A 16,848-nucleotide genomic window follows, 5' to 3' on the forward strand; every position below is an offset into this window, starting at 1 on the left:
GTTCATCCCTTTCCTTAGACAAGCCTTATTAGTTTCACTCTATGAGGAAAGAAGTGGATTTATGCTTAAAATTTATTGTGGATTCTTCGCGAAGAACGCTTGTACATATTCCATAAACTCGATTGGCTCCTGACGGAACGGTGCGTGGTATCCTTTTTCAATAATATGAAACGTACTATTTGCGAATAACTGATGATACAGTTCACCATTTTTCCAAGAAACGCTCTTATCGTGCCTACCCCAAATAATTAAAGTCGGCACCTTAATTTTATCGGCTTCCATCGCAATGCGGCGCTCTCTCATTTTCGTAAGCTGATCGTAATGCTCTTTATCATCACGACTATTTTTCACTTCATTTTTATTATAATCCGTAATCTCTGTTACAGTTTGTAAGTCCGTCGATAGTGGCGTCACTTCATAACTTTCTTTTTGCTGGAAAGATTCAATCCCTGTAGAATCCGCTAAAACGAGATGGGTAACCGCGTCTGGATATAGGTACGCTAAATTAAGCGACATCTCTCCCCCCATCGAATGACCAAGTACCGCAAATTGATCATATCCAAGTTTCTTCATTAACTTATAATATAAATTAACTTGCGTGGGAAACGAATACTGAAAATCAATCGGCTTAGAAGAACGCCCAAATCCTAAAATATCAACAGCGATAATCGTATGATCTCCCGCGAGTTCCGGATAAATATCACTAAACCCATCTGAAGAACCACCAAACCCGTGAAGCATAAGTAAAGGCGGTTTTCCTTCACCAATTTGCTTAAAATAAATCGTCTGTCCATCAATCTGCGCCATCTTCTCTTTCGTATTTATCTTCATCATAACAGTATCCTTCACTTCTTCAACCTTCGCAATCGGTTTATCAACGAAGTTACATACTATTAACAAAACGAGCACAATACCGCTAATCATATAAAACTTAAACCGTTTCAAAATCCCCGTCTCCTTTCTCATGTTGCTATTTAAAGTTTTTACATTTTTTGGTCGTTTTATGTTCTTTTTTAATTGTAACCATAGCAGTTACAATTATATTAAAAAAATATTACTCACCGCTATTACAGATGGTTGTTATGTAACCATTATAGTTACGTATTAAAAGTAAGTCAATTCTTTTTAACCGTAAAAAGAAAAGGGACCTCGTTGTGAGGTCCCTTCACTTTATTATTTAGTTTAAAAATGATCAGCGTGTGAATCTTGCTTGCTAATACCGCCACCGTCTCCTTTATTGAAGTTAGCTGGCGCTCCTCCATCGCCTTTATTATTTGCTGGTGCTCCACCTGTATCTCCTATATTAATGTAGTCTGGTCTTGCTGGTGCTCCTCCCGTGTCCCCTATATTAACGTAGTCTAGTCTTGCTGGCGCCCCTCCCGTGTCACCTATATTTACAGCTTGATTTGTAAAAGAACTATTGAATCCAATTGATAATCCCCCTACTAATGCAGCACCAACAATAGCTAAACGAAATTTCTTCATTAGTTTAACGCTCCCTTTTCCAATATATTTTTTTGAGCCTTATTATTCATATAAAAATATTTACTTGCCTTAACATGATCATCAACCTCATAAAATTTCATTGCTAAAATTTCAGTGTATTCTTGAATACAATCCCATAATCTTTCTCTCTCAAAATAAGAAAGGCCTTTTAAAATTACATCTTCAATAATTGATATAGAAGAATTTCCATTGAGTTCTTTCAAAATTTTAAACCGATGTTGAAATTCTTTTTCACCTAAATCAATACAAATATTTAAACCTTTTTCAACAATTGGATTCGCTAAATTATATTCTCCTAATTTGTAATGTTCACGTGCTTCTACAAACAAGGCTTTAAAATGTTCTGGGTAATTTTTTGTCACCTCAGATATATGGCGAATCGCTAATTCTGAAAGGTTTTGACTGGCATAAAGCCAAGCTAAATTATGTCGAACCATTAGCGTATATTTTTTTTGATTTGCTTTTTGCAATACTTCCATAGCAGCATTAAAGTTCTCTTCCGCTAATTCATAGTGATCTATGTCTACGCAACATAGTCCAAAAGCATTTTCACATAATCCTACTTTTATTTCATAGCCTGGATATTTCAAGAATACCGCTTTGGCTCTATTCAAGTAATCTATTGCATGAACTTGGTCATATTTTTGATAATAGAAATTCCCCATCCGATAATTAAACTCCGCATGCTCTATCGGATCTGCAATATATTTCAATAGCTTCTCAGCTTGTTCATACTGTTCTTTCGCTTCGTTATAATTTGAAATTAATGTACTATGAAATCCTTTAAAAAAGTAGTAGTAATACGCTAAAAATCCTTCTGCTGGAATTTCAAAAGATTCCACTTTATCGAAACTATCTTCTCTAATTGAAATCCAATCAACTAATGCATCATATCTGAATTTCAATAACGCATGATAAAGCAATACATCTTGATCTACTTCCAAACCACTAATCTTACTATCAATCTCCTCTTTCATTTCTGTAGCTTTCTCTATATGTTGCTGCAACATTACACGATACCAATCATCTAAAGAATGTTTCATTTGCTCCTTCGTTACTATATTCATTCCCATACCTTCGCCTCTCCCTTGCCAAATTATAAATTTGGGATATTTATACAATTATCCAAATTGTATATTATCACCTCTTTTCTATGTATTGAAAAATAATTATCAGAAAATTTATAATTTAAATGAATTATACCGAATTTTTCTATTTATAAAACTTGAGAAACATTTTTCAGAAAACTTTATAGCCCAAATAAAAAAGCAAGTAGTTCTAGCGATTCACTAGAACTACTTGCTCTCCTACTTATTATCTCTACTTTTACTCTTTAATAAATTCCTTCGTACTTCTCACTGTATCAATTGGACGAACTAATTTTTCGATTTCTTCACGTTTTGGCTCTAGGAACGGAGGTAACGATAATTTTTCTCCAAGTGTTTCGTATGGCTCATCTCCCATAAATCCTGGGCCATCTGTTGCAAATTCAAATAAAATTTGCGGTGCAACTCTTGCGTATAATGACTCGAAGAAGTGACGATTTACATATCCAGATGACGGAAGGCCAACGCTACCGATTCTCTCAATCCACTCTTCTAATACAGCGCGATCTTCTACGCGGAATGCAGCATGGTGCACTGTACCAAATCCTTGTTGTGCTTCTGGAAGAACCGTATTATGTTCTACAATGACAGAAGCACCGTTTCCACCTTCGTTTACTTCAAATAAATAGAATTCTCCTTCTTGCGCAATCTCTTTAAATAATAGAACTTTTTCTAACACTTCTTTAAAGAAACTAAAGTTTGCAATACGGATAAATACAGGTCCTAAGCCAGTAATTGCGTACTCTAATGGAACTGGACCGTTTTGCCACGGTGTACCTGATTCTATCCCTTTATCTAATTCATCAGATATTAATTGATAGTGTTGATCATCAAAATCAACGAAAGAAAGAGTTTTCTTACCAAATTGCTCTTTAATTCCTGTATGTTCCACTTCAAGACGGTCAAAACGTTTCACCCAATATGCTAACGCTGCATCAGTTGGAACGCGGAATGAAGTTTTTGAAATTTCATTTGTACCGTGTACTCCTTTTGGAACGCCTGGGAAGTCAAAGAATGTCATATCTGTTCCGGCACTACCTTTATCATCTGCAAAGAATAAATGGTACGTTTGAATATCATCTTGGTTTACCGTTTTTTTAACTAAACGCATTCCTAACACATGAGTGAAGAATTCATAGTTCTTTTCTGCACTACTTGTAATCGCTGTAACGTGGTGTATTCCTTTTAATTGATTCATTTTATATTCCTCCAATAGTTTTAATTTGTATTTTATAATTTTATTTCTGCTCGTTGATCAACGAAGCACGTGTTTATAAAAGTAATCATTTCATTTTACTAGTCAAGTGATAACCGAGAAAATAATTCGTTCGAAAGTAATAATTCCTTTCGTTACTATCACTTTACAACTCAAGTGATTAAAAAGCAAGTAAATTATCTTGAATTCGAGATATTTTTTAATATCTCAGTATTAGTTTAAAATGCTATATGTTTTGTGGCGTAATTATTTTCATATCTACTGGTAATAAAACCTTTTCACTCGCCAAAATAAATAGCCTACAATCAATGAACTAATCATAGGCTATTAAAATTCTTTAATGGTTAAATATCCTTACAATAACTTGTAATTTTAGCGAATAATTAATATTAGTAATTCTCTGTTTCATTAAACGATTTATTTTATATATTCCAAAAATCACTATTTATATCACTGTTATATTTATAATCAACCTTTTCTTTACCACATTTTTCGCACTTATAAATATTAGCTGTCCCAATCTGCCCTGTTTTAAAATTTTCACTATCCTGAGTTTTAATAAATTTATAATTGTGTATACATCTAGGTTCTCTTACTTTATCCATCCATTTTCCTAGCATAAAGTAATCACTCTCCTTAAAAGAATATTCCTAATACAACTCTATATTTAGAATACTCTACAAAAGATTTCCAATCAACGAACACGTTCTCTTGCCTCCCGTGCATCACATGATATGCAAAAGAATTGTTTTGTCTAAGATCCGTTTTTTTATTGAGAACAGACTCTCATCCATTAGCTTTACACGAGCTAATGCAATATAAATTTGCCGTATGATTTACTTCTTTTTCTCTCATTATTTCTTTCCTCATCAAGGAATAAATAATGATTTTTAAAGCTGTTTGCAGTGTCTTCCCTTATCAGGGCAATAAAAGATGGTGTGAAAACTTAATTTCACACCATCTTTTTAAACAATTTTATTGTCATGCCACACTTAATGAGGCCATTCTATTCACAATCTTAATTATGGAACGTCGGTTTATAGAACGAACGATTATCAAGAGCAAAGACACGCTCTGTGTATTCGCCTGGTTTTGTACGTCCTAATGCGCGGTCCATCATGTTCATTTTTGCATCTAAGTTATCGATGTAGTGCAGAATTTCTGCTTCTTTTACTAACGGTGGTTTTGGGCTACCCCATTCTGCTTTTCCGTGATGGGAAAGGACGATGTGCTGAAGAATTAATACTTCTTCTGCATCGATTTGTAGTTCATCTGCTGCTTTACCAATTTCGTTCACCATGATAGAGATGTGGCCAAGTAAATTTCCTTCTAACGTATACGTTGTAGAAATTGGGCCAGATAGTTCGAATACTTTACCAAGGTCGTGTAAAATAACACCTGCATAAAGTAAATCTTTATCTAACGATGGGTATAGAGCCGAGATAGCTTTCGCTAAATCTAACATCGATACGACATGGTAAGCTAGTCCAGATACGAACTCGTGATGATTTTTCGTCGCTGCTGGATATTCTAAAAATTCGTTTTGATGCTTATTTAATAAATGTCTTGTTAGACGCTGAATGTTCGGGTTTCTCATTTCAAATATGTATTGCGTAATTTTCTCAACCATATCTTCTTTTTTCACTGGTGCTTTTTCTACGAAATCCGAGATATCTGTTACTTCATTTTCATTCGCAACACGGATTTGTTTCACACGTAATTGAATACGCCCTTTGTAGTTTAGAATATCTCCAGCTACTTTAACGATCGTTTCCGCTACATATTGTTTTTCAACTTCTGGTGACACGTCCCATAGCTTCGCTTCAATATCTCCACTTGGGTCTTGTAAGATTACTGTTAAAAACGGCTTGCCATTGCTTGCGAGACCTTTCGTCGCTGTTTTAATTAACAAGAAAACATCGACTTGTTCACCAACTTCATATTCTGCAATTTTCTTTTTCATTCGAATTCCTCCACCAAATCAGTTACTTTTAGTATAGCATACTACAACTCATTTTCTTTACGCTTACGTGTTAATTTTATAATCTCATTTTCTGTAAAATACGTTAATAAATGCGCATGACATGTAAAGAAGATAACTTGTCTATCTTTCGCAATTTCCTTTATTAGTTCAATCGTTCGATTCGTCCTTACCGCATCAAAATGCACGAAACTATCGTCAATAATAAATGGATAATCGTGCTCAAACGTTTTCGCTAGTGCAAATCGTAACGATAAATATAACTGCTCCGCTGTCGCTTGGCTTAGTTCATGACTGTAAAAACGCATACCATCGTTACGTTCGACAATGAACGATTCCGCCTCTGACGGTGAGAATATTTTACTATATCTTCCGCCCGTTAAATACATGAAATACTCTTCGGATTTTTGTAAAATACGCGGAAGATGCACTTCATGATAATATTGCTTCGTTTTCGTTAATACTGTCTTTGCGGCCGCATATGCAGCCCACTTCTTCACTTGTTCACGCACTTGTGATTTTTTCATTTCCCACTCATGTAGTAAATCACCATACGTACTGCCTTCTTCTAAATTCGCAATTTCTATTCGATGCTTCGCAATACGCTCTGTCAGTTCTTTCTCTTTCGCAAGACAGTTTTGCGCGGCTGTAATTTCTTGCTTTAATTTTTCATCATAACCGTCAGCCTCATAATGCTCAGCTAACGACAAACTCGTTAAGCGCTGTTCTAAAAGATCAATTTGAGGTAATAAACGCCCCACTTGCTTATCCGCATCTTCACGTTTTTCCGCCAATTTTCCTGCTTCTAAAAACATCTCTTCATCTGTAGATTCTGCGATATGCCATAACCCATCTCGCTCTACTAAAAGTTGTTTTAATTGCTCTTGCATGAACTCGTATTCTTCTTGCCATTCCGCCAGCTTCTCTTTCAGCTGCTTACAAGTTTGGCGCTTCTCTTTCTCATTTTGCATACGACTTTGCGCCTCATGCAAATTACTATACTCTTTACTACCGATAACAGTTTCTAGTTTATGTTCAAAGTGCGAAATCATTTCATATAATGAGGATTTCCGCTCAACTTTTTTCTCTAGCTCACGATATAATTGCTGCATTTTTTCAATACGCTCAAACGCTGGCAATATGTGCACATACGTATAAAATTCCGGGAACATATAGCGCGTTTTATACGCATCTACTTGTTCTCCCATATGGAAAGTTTCTCTCTCCCATTCTTCATACGATGAAACGACTTTATCATAAGCACGTTCCATTTGCTGCAATTTATAAGACTCTCGCTCAAATAACTTGCGAATCTCTTCATCCTTTTCTAACTGATAGCGAACCGACATCGCTTCTTCACTTTGACGCCCGCCAGCACTTTGCTGAAGAGTAAGAAGCTCTTCTTGCAATCCACCCGAAGGATCTTTATATAAAACGAGAGCAAGGACGATCCCTACAAAAACAATAACACTAATAAATAACAGCACGCGGTTATCTATAAATAGACTCGTGAATAAAACAAGCGTATTAATAAGAAGTAACAGAAGACAAACTCGTTGCCACTGCTTTTTCTTTTGCACCGCCGCTCCTGCTTTTTCCTCATACTTACGCTTCATTCTTTCTGCGCCCATACCGATAAACGCCGCATCTTGAAATGATTTTTCTTTCTCAACTAACATATTTCGTTCTTTATCAGCTAACATTTGCTGGCTTATTTGTCTTATATTTTCTTCTTGCTCTTCTAATTGCTCTTGAGCCGTTTTAAAACGTTCATCTAGTTGTGCTTTTTGCGTTTCTAATTCACGCGCCTTTTGCACAGTTTGCGTAATTAATTCTTTCGTCGCTAAACTTATATCAAACGAAAGAACTGTTTCTTTTTCAAAAGTAGCGCCAATTTGCTGCTCTAATTCTGCGATTTCTTCTTTTATATTCGCAATACTTCCTGTCATATCACGCATTTCTTGGCGTGCATTTTCATAAGACATGTGCTGCATACGAAGTTCTTCTACGTAACTTTCTTTTTGTAAAAATGCTTCATCTATTTCTGTGGAATCAATTTCTGATTGCACTGTTTCTATCTTTTTTTGAAGTGAATCTACTTGTACTTGCAGTGGTTCTATCTTTGCCTTTACCGCCTCATAGCGCGCCATCCCGTTTACAGGAAACTGCCCGTGCTCGTTTTCTAACACTTTCTCGTGCGCACTCTTTTCAATAACGAGAGGCTCAAGCGCCGCTAATATTTCATAGTCTTGCTTTCGTCTTTCCGCTGACTCTTTTTCCGCACGAACAGAAGCAAGTTTCTCTTCACTTTCTTTTAACTGCTCGACCTGTTTTTCATACGTGCCAATTTTCCCTTGCCACTCTTTCATCTTCTCTTCAAGCTTCTTCATTTCTTGCAGTGACACGTTAATTTCAGGATTACGACCACTCGGCTTAAAACGCTGATTCATTTCTTTTTCTAACTTTTTATCTAACTGCAATAACGCATCACTACCGACTGCGCTGGCCGAAAATAAATAATTACCGATATCTGCTTCGCCGAGCTGATGAATATTTTGAAGACCGTGCATATCAAATGAAAAGACTGAATCAAATAAGCTTTCATTCATGCCGCTTAATATATCGTTTAAAATATCTTCGCCGCCAGTTTTCCCGTCTTCAAAATAAACGGTCACCTCGCCTACTGCCGTCTTTGGCAATCGTTCAATTTTCAAACGACCGTACTTCTCTGTTTGAACAGTCATCGCTCCGCCGTACTTCCCGCCTTCTTTCGGCTCATAACGGCGCTGTCCTCTCGTCGGAAAACCGAATAAAATACTTTTCATAAACGAGCGAATTGTCGATTTACCCGCTTCATTTTCACCGTACAACACCGTCAGCAATGAAAGATCCATTTCCACATTTTCTAGTTTTCCATAGCCATAAATATGGAGTTTTTCAATTCTCATTTTTTATCCCTCTCTTGCTGGAATAATTGCTCTAAAATAATATTTTCCGCTTCCTTTTGAATCTCTCTCTTCTCTTCTTCTGTGAAAGATTCAATGCTATTACGCGCCACAGGAGATGTCCAAATGGTGCGCAACACTCCGTCCATATTTGTGAAAGCTTCTAACTCTTTCAGCACACTACCGACGAAATGATTTTCTTCTTTCAAACGTTCAATTTCCGCAAAAGAAACCGTCTCATTTTTCCACTTCATCGCATACACAAAGTCTTTTCGCTCTTCTCCTGCTGCTAAAATATGAAAAATCTCTTCCACACGCTTGTCTTCACGTAAATAAGGAGAAAGTGGTCCCTGCCCTGTAAATACAACAGTTAAAAGCGTGCCTTCCTCTTCTCTTCTGCATTCATTCATCGCAGTTGACGCGCTCGTCATAAGATCATCAACAGTTTCAAGTCCATCGATACTCACTTCTATCTCATCCCACACAACATCCGCAGTATGGAAAAACGAACATTGCGATCCTTGTTTCGTAAGTTCAATAAGGTATGCACCCTTTTCCCCTGTTTCCTTACGATGACGACCTTGTATATTACCCGGATAAATAATGTACGGCTCTTCTGCTAGAATTTCACGTTTATGTATATGGCCAAGAGCCCAATAATCAAATTGCTTTTCTTTCAGCTCACGAATTTGAAACGGCGCATAGCGATTATGCTCTGTATCCCCTTCCACACTCCCGTGAAGCATCCCAATATGAAAAGGCGCATCACTCATTTTCATATACTGCGCTGTCATATTATCCGTTACCGCTTGCTGCAAATAACTAAACCCGTAAATAGAAGCTACAAGCTCACCATTTTTATAAAACGATTTCTCTTCCACATAAGGCTCCGTAAACACATGAACATTTTCCGGAAACTCAATTGCTGCCCAGCTTCCTCCTAAATGATCGTGGTTACCGTGAATAATAAAAACGGGAATATCGTACTGCGAAAGTCGCTTCATTTGCTCACGCACAAATACTTGCGCTCTCAAACTTCTCGTCTCCGCATCATACAAATCCCCAGCCAGTAATACGAAATCAACGCGCTCTTGAATCGCTTTATCAACAATACGCTCGAACGATTCAAACGTACTTTGCTTCATTCTCTCCCAAACAGACTGCGCAACATTCATTTCCATCCCTTTAAACGGACTATCCAAATGCAAATCAGCCGCATGTATAAACTTCACTTGTTTCACAAATAAACGATCCTTTCTTTTTCCGTAATTTACTACGAATAGTAAACCCACCGATTAAAGTTTCACTCTATTTTACCACGCAATGTCATATATTTCTTTGCATATTCTATTGATTTATGACAAAATAGTTATAAGATTCTGATTTTAATTATTGGAGGGAATTTTCATGGGAGTATACGTTCTAACAGTCTTTGAAAAAGATGGTTCAAAAGCATTAGACGAATCATTCGAGGCGGCAACTGAAAAAGAAGCGAAAGCAAAAGGCGAATCTATTTTACAAGAAAAAGGATTGTATGAAAAAACACATCGCTGCACATCTTCTGCAGGTAAGCTTGTTTTATTCCAGCGCTAAAAAAAGAAGCGTCATCCGCTTCTTTTTCACTCTACTATATCTTCGTCACACCACGTAAACTCCACATCTAGAATACGATTACCGATACGTACGCGCTTATTCCATTTTCCTGTTTGGATCTGATGTTGCAATTCTTTCTTCATCTTTTCCGTCCAGTCGTGAATCGTTTCACTGCCGTCGTACGGATATACGCTCGGAAACTCTTCCTGCAGAAGATGAAGGCTCTCTGCATCAAAATGAAAATGGAAGAAGTAGTTTGCTGTAAGCGATGGTTCTTGTAATTGTAAAAAGTAATCGTCAACTTGCTTTCTATTTCGATAGAAAGTAAAGATATTCACCTTACCGCTCGTAATTTGGTCAATTTGAATTTCGTGCTTCTCTATAATCACGTCTTGTCCACCTCGTTGTATACTATCTTTAGTATATATGTCTTTTGCAACAAAGTTAACCATTTTCGCGCGAAATTCATTTCCTTCATTATATTACCTGTACCTCCAAGTACAATCAGAACTACTAAAAACAAAGTTGAAGGGGAGCGATCACATGTATTTCGGAAGCAAAGGTTGGTATGTAAAAGAACTTAAAAAATTAGGTATTCGTACTTACGAAGGTAAAAAACTAGAATCTTATCGTACGCATATTTTATCTAGCTTACTTGAGAGAATGAAGAAAGCTTCGGCTTAATAGATGTAGGAAGCAACAATTTGTTGCTTCCTTTTACTTTTATTTAGTAAATAAAAACTGGAATCATTATAAATTAACAATCTACCTTTACTATTATACTATCTTGATAAAAACCACCTAATATCAACTGAACCTTTATTATCAAATACTCTTCCAGATGATTATTCGTATATATTTTAAATTCTCCATACTCATTAACCCGTCCACTTCCAACAAGCATATCGCCGCTCGTTATGACAATTGTTGCATAAGGTTCCGCATGGCCCGATACATAATTATCACCATATTTCACAAAATCTATCGTTATTTTCTCATAAATATTACTAACTGAATCTATACATTTCTTTTCATACAAATTAGCATTTAGTTCTTCGGCCCTCGAAAACGCTCTATTCCTGCTAACCTTTTCTGAAGAAAAAGCAAAACTCCCCAGCCAACTAAACCTATAAAATGTAGTAATAGGTAGAAACATCTGTGTTAACTCCCCCATTTCTTATCAACTGCAATCTTTGAATGAATTTACAGCAATACGTTCTATGTTGGGATAAAAGAAAACGTCTGTAATTGTACTGTTCTTAAATCTCTCATACTTTCTGAAGCATAACATAAGGAAGAAATAAAAAAATCGTACAAAAGGGCAAGCCTATAATGTACGATTGGGCATATATAATGTTTTAAAAATGAATTAACTTCCTTTCAATAGATACAGCTACCGCTTCTGACCGTGAATTAACACCTAGTTTATTGTATATATTTGTTAAATGCGCTTTTACCGTTCGCTCAGCTATCCCCATATCAAATGCAATTTCTTTATTCTTATATCCGCGCGCAATAGCTTTCAGCACAAACAATTCTTTAACCGTTAAGTTATTTTCTGCAACCTTATCAGCATATACTTCTTTCCTTTTATACTTCACTATCTTTTCCATAATATTTGGTTGTAGTAAAATCTCACCTCGAATAGCCGCTTCCAACGTTCGAAACAAATTCTCACGATCCGTATCTTTTAGCAAATATCCTTTTGCTCCTAACTCAATTCCCTTTAACATTAATTCATCTTCGTTATAAGTAGTTAATATAATAATCGGCGTATGATTTTGTTTTTTATTTAAAGCCTCAATTGTTTCTAAACCACTCATTTTAGGCATATTTAAATCCATTAAAATGACATCAGGTTTCTTTTTTTCTATGAAAGAAAGGGCTTCTTCTCCGTTTGCAGCCTCACCTATAATTTGAAATGAATTACTCGTTTCTATTATTAATTTCAGACCTTCTCTTACAACGAAATGATCATCCACAATTAATACGTTATACTTCATGGCTATCTCCTTCTTTATTTATAGGCACTTGAATATACACTTTCGTACCCTTCATCTTTTCACTCAATATATGTATTTCTCCCTTAATCAATCGAACACGCTCATTTAAGCCAATTAAACCATAGTGTCCAGGATTCTTACCGATATATCCAGTGTCAAAACCAATTCCATTATCTTCAACTTCAATAGTAAGCTTTTCAAGGTCATCGATATATTCAACTTTTAAATTTACATCTGTTGCCTGTGAATGTTTTGCGATATTCGTTAAACATTCACTAATTACATATAAACAGTGCTCCTTTACTAAACTTGAAATATGCGGGGGGCTTTGAATAGTAAATCTCACATGTATAGACGTAGCCTCAGAAAAACGTTGAACCTCTTCCTCTACTGCTTCATTAAATGAATTGGTAGTATGACGCAAATCATCAATAACCAACCTTGCATCATGTAAAGTTTGTCTCGCTCTTACCATAGTTTGTTTCATAATTTCTTGAGATCGTCCTGTATTCCCTTTTTGCATATGGGCATCTATCGCTTCCAATTGCATAATTAAGCTTGCTAAACCTTGAGCTAACGTATCATGTAAATCTCTTGCCATACGCTGCCTTTCATTAGCTAATGTCAATTCTTCCACTCTCATATATGCAGACTCTAACTCTTGAATATAGCTCTGTATACGATTACGTGCATCAAATTGCTGCTTATTAATATAAGAAAAAGGAATAATAATTGCTAACACTAAAAGAAACATAGAGATAAGAATAGCTAATTTATTCACACCATAATTGATACTAATTGCAGCACAAAATATTGCATACATAAGAGTAAAAACTGCCATTACTTTAAATATATTGTTATAAACATATAAACTTTGGGCGATTAAAATAGGAGTTAATCCAACAAAAATCGCTATCGAAGCATTTGTTGCAATAAATGCAGCCAAAAACACAATGAAAAGTTGTACAAAAAAGAAGTACAACAATTGCCTATTTTTTAATGAACTCGCATACCAATGAAAAATAGTATGAATAACAATGACTATTGTAAAGAAAAAACTATCCATAGAGAAAATATTATTACGAAATTCTAAAAGCATTGAAGCTATATATACGAGTGTAATCCATAAAATAATAAACCTTCTTGGAATAAATACCACTTCCAATACATTTGTATCCAAATCTATATTTAAACTTATTTTTTTCATATCTGACCTCCACCATTACATTATACAAGATGCAACTTACATTTTGATAAAGTGAAGGCTTTTACATACAGCCCGACTCCCACAAATAGCGGGATAAGTCACTGATTTCTCTTCATCCTCATTACCGAATACAAATATGAAATATTGCATATCGAAATGCATTGATGTATTTGTAAACGCTTACTATAATGAGGGTATAAAGATTCATTACATCTTACTATTAAAAAAAGGAGGCAATCATATGGAAATCGCAATGGCAGTTTTAAAATTCGTAGGTGGAGTAATCCCGTTGGTTCAAGAACTTTTAAAAGCATTCATGTAAGGTTATCATTCAGCAATTATCTATAAGAATTATCATGCAAATGATCTGTATATCAAAACAAATTGATACACAGATCATTTGTGTGAGTAAACTTTAAACGAGAGCTATGTATCCTAATAGAACAATAATGATACATCTATCTCAAGTCGGAAAAAGGCGCTCACAAGGGCGTCTTTTTATTATATTACTATGTACCTAATAACTTATTCAGGAAATCGATTTTACAATCCATACAATGCTACATAATTCATGTATCTTTTTGAAATTTGCACAATCAAAATCCCCTCAAAGTATAAACGACGACCTTCTGTTCCCTTTTATTTAGTTCTAATGAAATAATCATTTAAACCCCAAATGCTATAATTAACCCAATTACACTAAGGGGGAAAATTTATTTTGCGCGGAAAATACATTCAATTTCATGAGTTTGGTAACCCAAAAGATGTATTACAAGTTGAATATAAAAATATAGAACCATTAAAAGATAATGAAGTTTTAGTTCGTATGCTAGTTAGACCGATCAATCCATCTGACTTAATTCCAGTAACCGGAGCGTATGCACATAGAATCCCTTTACCTAACATACCTGGTTATGAAGGTGTTGGTATTGTAGAAAATGTAGGCTCTTTCGTTTCTAAAGACCTTATCGGTAAGCGTGTTTTGCCATTACGCGGAGATGGTACTTGGCAAGAGTTCGTTACAACATCAGCTGACTTTGTAGTCCCTATTCCTGATTCAATCGATGATTTTACAGCGGCACAAATGTATATTAATCCCCTTACAGCGTGGGTCACGTGTACCGAAACTCTAAACTTAAAACGTAATGATGTTTTATTAGTGAATGCTTGTGGATCCGCTATTGGCCATCTTTTTGCTCAGTTATCACAAATTTTAAACTTCCGATTAATTGCAGTTACTAGAAACAATAAGCATACTGAGGAATTACTTCAGCTCGGTGCCGAATATGTAATTGATACTTCCACTACCCCGCTTTATGAAACCGTTATGGAATTAACAAACGGGATCGGTGCAGATGCTGCGATTGATTCTATCGGAGGACCCGATGGAAATGACTTAGCTTTCTCCTTACGCCCAAATGGACATTTTTTAACTATCGGTCTTCTATCAGGAATACAAGTAAACTGGGCAGAGATTGTCACGAAAGCAAAAGTGCACGCGAACATATTTCATTTACGACATTGGAATAAAGAAGTGTCACCATATAAATGGCAAGAAACGTTTCGTCATTTAATTCGCTTAGTAAAAAATAAACAATTACATTTCATGACAGTCCATTCTACCTATGACTTAGCAGATGTGAAAACTGCGGTTGATGTCGTTCAGTCTGCTGAAAAAACAAAAGGGAAAGTGTTTTTGACGAGTTATTAGATTCATTTTGATTGATCTTTTAAAAAGACTAAATTAATAAGAGGATAGTACGTTCAACTATCCTCCCACCTTACAAAATTGTAAGTATCTGGTATGATTCTGTTAAAAGGTGAAAGGAGATTCTAACATGTGGTTAATCACAGCAATTGCGCCTGTTGTAATAGTCGGAGGAATTGTATTATTTGTAATTGGAAGACTTAAACATAAATATAACGAAGGAAAATTAGGTCAGAAAAAATCAAAAGAAGCTCAAACTTTATTATTTTAGCCAAGAAGACTCCTTCCTCAAGGAACGTGAAGGGCCACATGGTGAGTAGGTGGGAGATGAATTGGCTTCGGACAAGGGATGGCAGGAAGCCATCTTAATTGTTCGATGCATAATAGACATATATCGAAATGGAGGTGAAACTTATGATTATCAATAAAGCATATAAATTTCGTATATATCCAAATAAAGCACAAGCAACTCTAATCAATAAAACGATTGGTTGTTCTCGTTTTGTATTCAATCATTTCCTATCTCTATGGGATAACGCGTACAAAGAAACAGGAAAAGGTTTGACATATGGTACATGCTCTGCCAAACTTCCTGCCATGAAGAAAGAATTTTTTTGGCTAAAAGAAGTGGATAGTATTGCTATTCAGTCGTCTGTTCGCAACCTTGCGGATGCTTATACACGTTTTTTCAAAAAACAAAACAGTGCCCCACGTTTCAAATCTAAGAAGAACAATGTACAATCTTACACCACAAAACAAACAAATGAAAACATTGCAGTTGTAGGAAACAAAATTAAATTGCCAAAACTAGGTCTTGTTCGATTTGCCAAAAGTCGTGAAGTAAACGGACGTATTTTAAACGCTACGGTTAGACGGAACCCTTCTGGTAGATACTTTGTGTCATTGTTAGTGGAAACAGAAGTGCAAGAATTTCCAAAGACACATTCTTACACTGGAATTGATGTAGGACTAAAAGATTTCGCCATTTTGTCAGATGGAACAACCTATAAAAATCCGAAGTTTTTTCGATCATTAGAAGAGAAGTTGGCGAAAGCACAGCGTGTTCTTTCTAGAAGAATGAAAGGATCTTCTCGCTGGAATAAACAACGGGTAAAGGTAGCTAGAATTCATGAATACATGACAAACGCTAGAAAAGATTACTTGGACAAAGTCTCAACTGAAATCATCAAAAACCACGATGTTATCGGTATAGAAGATTTGCAAGTATCGAATATGTTAAAAAATCAGAAGTTAGCAAAAGCAATTAGTGAGGTATCATGGTCACAGTTTCGAACCATGTTGGAATACAAAGCAAAATGGTACGGCAAACAAGTCATTGTCGTATCGAAAACATTTGCTTCAAGCCAATTATGTTCTTGTTGTGGATATCAAAACAAAGACGTTAAAAACCTAAACCTACGTAAATGGGACTGCCCTTCTTGTAGTACACATCATGATAGGGATATTAACGCAAGTATCAATCTAAAGAATGAAGCGTTAAGGCTTCTAACCGCAAGGACTGCGGGGATAGCCTAATAAATTAGAGTTCGATAGAACTCTTTACTTAGGAATCCCCCACTTTC

At 35.7% G+C, this 16,848-nt stretch carries 18 protein-coding genes; 6 read left to right on the top strand and 12 right to left on the bottom strand.

Features of this window, described 5'->3' with window-relative positions:
- Nucleotides 1-72 precede the first annotated feature (72 nt).
- The 8 genes from QCI75_RS21680 to QCI75_RS21715 form a co-directional block, all read right to left on the bottom strand.
- Nucleotides 73-945 carry an alpha/beta fold hydrolase gene (locus QCI75_RS21680; RefSeq protein WP_144505597.1) on the bottom strand — a complete coding sequence of 291 codons (873 nt, stop codon included), beginning with the start codon at nt 943-945 and terminating at the stop codon, nt 73-75.
- Nucleotides 946-1,182: 237 nt separating this feature from the next.
- Entirely contained in the window at nt 1,183-1,485 is a 303-nt protein-coding gene (locus tag QCI75_RS21685; RefSeq protein WP_353761143.1) for a Phr family secreted Rap phosphatase inhibitor, read from the bottom strand.
- Nucleotides 1,485-2,579: a response regulator aspartate phosphatase gene (locus QCI75_RS21690; RefSeq protein WP_353761144.1), complete on the bottom strand. Its 1,095-nt coding sequence runs from the start codon at nt 2,577-2,579 to the stop codon at nt 1,485-1,487. Before QCI75_RS21690 ends, QCI75_RS21685 begins: the two co-directional genes overlap by 1 nt.
- Nucleotides 2,580-2,832: 253 nt before the next feature.
- The gene (locus QCI75_RS21695; protein ID WP_353761145.1) at nt 2,833-3,810 is read right to left on the bottom strand and encodes a ring-cleaving dioxygenase; all 978 of its coding nucleotides are present in this window, start codon (nt 3,808-3,810) and stop codon (nt 2,833-2,835) included.
- A gap of 440 nt (nt 3,811-4,250) precedes the next feature.
- Nucleotides 4,251-4,448: a hypothetical protein gene (locus tag QCI75_RS21700; RefSeq protein ID WP_002150116.1), complete on the bottom strand. Its 198-nt coding sequence runs from the start codon at nt 4,446-4,448 to the stop codon at nt 4,251-4,253.
- Nucleotides 4,449-4,846: 398 nt separating this feature from the next.
- Nucleotides 4,847-5,791 carry a 3'-5' exoribonuclease YhaM gene (gene yhaM, locus QCI75_RS21705; RefSeq protein WP_144505589.1) on the bottom strand — a complete coding sequence of 315 codons (945 nt, stop codon included), beginning with the start codon at nt 5,789-5,791 and terminating at the stop codon, nt 4,847-4,849.
- Nucleotides 5,792-5,832: 41 nt separating this feature from the next.
- On the bottom strand, nt 5,833-8,757 hold the full coding sequence (locus tag QCI75_RS21710) for an ATP-binding protein (RefSeq protein WP_353761146.1): 2,925 nt from the start codon (nt 8,755-8,757) through the stop codon (nt 5,833-5,835).
- Entirely contained in the window at nt 8,754-9,995 is a 1,242-nt protein-coding gene (locus QCI75_RS21715) for a metallophosphoesterase family protein (protein ID WP_353761147.1), read from the bottom strand. The genes QCI75_RS21710 and QCI75_RS21715 overlap by 4 nt, the downstream gene beginning before the upstream one ends.
- 166 nt (nt 9,996-10,161) lie before the next feature.
- Between QCI75_RS21715 and QCI75_RS21720 the strand changes: the two genes are divergently transcribed.
- Entirely contained in the window at nt 10,162-10,347 is a 186-nt protein-coding gene (locus QCI75_RS21720) for a YhzD family protein (protein WP_000539551.1), read from the top strand.
- Nucleotides 10,348-10,373: 26 nt separating this feature from the next.
- Here QCI75_RS21720 and QCI75_RS21725 read toward each other — a convergent pair whose 3' ends face one another.
- A complete protein-coding gene (locus QCI75_RS21725; protein WP_144505586.1) occupies nt 10,374-10,736 on the bottom strand; it encodes a hypothetical protein in 363 nt (120 codons plus the stop codon).
- 154 nt (nt 10,737-10,890) lie between these two features.
- Between QCI75_RS21725 and QCI75_RS21730 the strand changes: the two genes are divergently transcribed.
- Nucleotides 10,891-11,031 carry a YflJ family protein gene (locus QCI75_RS21730; RefSeq protein WP_000273535.1) on the top strand — a complete coding sequence of 47 codons (141 nt, stop codon included), beginning with the start codon at nt 10,891-10,893 and terminating at the stop codon, nt 11,029-11,031.
- Nucleotides 11,032-11,104: 73 nt separating this feature from the next.
- Here the strand turns inward: QCI75_RS21730 and QCI75_RS21735 are convergent, their stop codons facing one another.
- The 3 genes from QCI75_RS21735 to QCI75_RS21745 form a co-directional block, all read right to left on the bottom strand.
- Entirely contained in the window at nt 11,105-11,503 is a 399-nt protein-coding gene (locus QCI75_RS21735; protein ID WP_144505585.1) for an Ig-like domain-containing protein, read from the bottom strand.
- Nucleotides 11,504-11,705: 202 nt separating this feature from the next.
- The gene (locus QCI75_RS21740) at nt 11,706-12,350 is read right to left on the bottom strand and encodes a response regulator (RefSeq protein WP_353761148.1); all 645 of its coding nucleotides are present in this window, start codon (nt 12,348-12,350) and stop codon (nt 11,706-11,708) included.
- A complete protein-coding gene (locus tag QCI75_RS21745) occupies nt 12,340-13,557 on the bottom strand; it encodes a sensor histidine kinase (protein ID WP_144508552.1) in 1,218 nt (405 codons plus the stop codon). The genes QCI75_RS21740 and QCI75_RS21745 overlap by 11 nt, the downstream gene beginning before the upstream one ends.
- 136 nt (nt 13,558-13,693) lie before the next feature.
- Here QCI75_RS21745 and QCI75_RS21750 point away from each other — a divergent pair, with 136 nt between their 5' ends.
- The 4 genes from QCI75_RS21750 (at nt 13,694) to tnpB (ending at nt 16,801) form a co-directional block, all read left to right on the top strand.
- Nucleotides 13,694-13,879 carry a hypothetical protein gene (locus QCI75_RS21750; RefSeq protein ID WP_002030171.1) on the top strand — a complete coding sequence of 62 codons (186 nt, stop codon included), beginning with the start codon at nt 13,694-13,696 and terminating at the stop codon, nt 13,877-13,879.
- Between the two features lie 396 nt (nt 13,880-14,275).
- Nucleotides 14,276-15,268: a zinc-dependent alcohol dehydrogenase family protein gene (locus QCI75_RS21755; RefSeq protein ID WP_144508553.1), complete on the top strand. Its 993-nt coding sequence runs from the start codon at nt 14,276-14,278 to the stop codon at nt 15,266-15,268.
- 127 nt (nt 15,269-15,395) lie between these two features.
- The gene (locus tag QCI75_RS21760; protein ID WP_186320984.1) at nt 15,396-15,536 is read left to right on the top strand and encodes a hypothetical protein; all 141 of its coding nucleotides are present in this window, start codon (nt 15,396-15,398) and stop codon (nt 15,534-15,536) included.
- 143 nt (nt 15,537-15,679) lie between these two features.
- Entirely contained in the window at nt 15,680-16,801 is a 1,122-nt protein-coding gene (tnpB, locus tag QCI75_RS21765) for an IS200/IS605 family element RNA-guided endonuclease TnpB (protein ID WP_353761149.1), read from the top strand.
- Nucleotides 16,802-16,848 lie beyond the last annotated feature (47 nt).

Origin of the sequence: Bacillus cereus group sp. RP43, assembly GCF_040459645.1 — a bacterium.
Classification (GTDB): domain Bacteria; phylum Bacillota; class Bacilli; order Bacillales; family Bacillaceae_G; genus Bacillus_A; species Bacillus_A mycoides_C.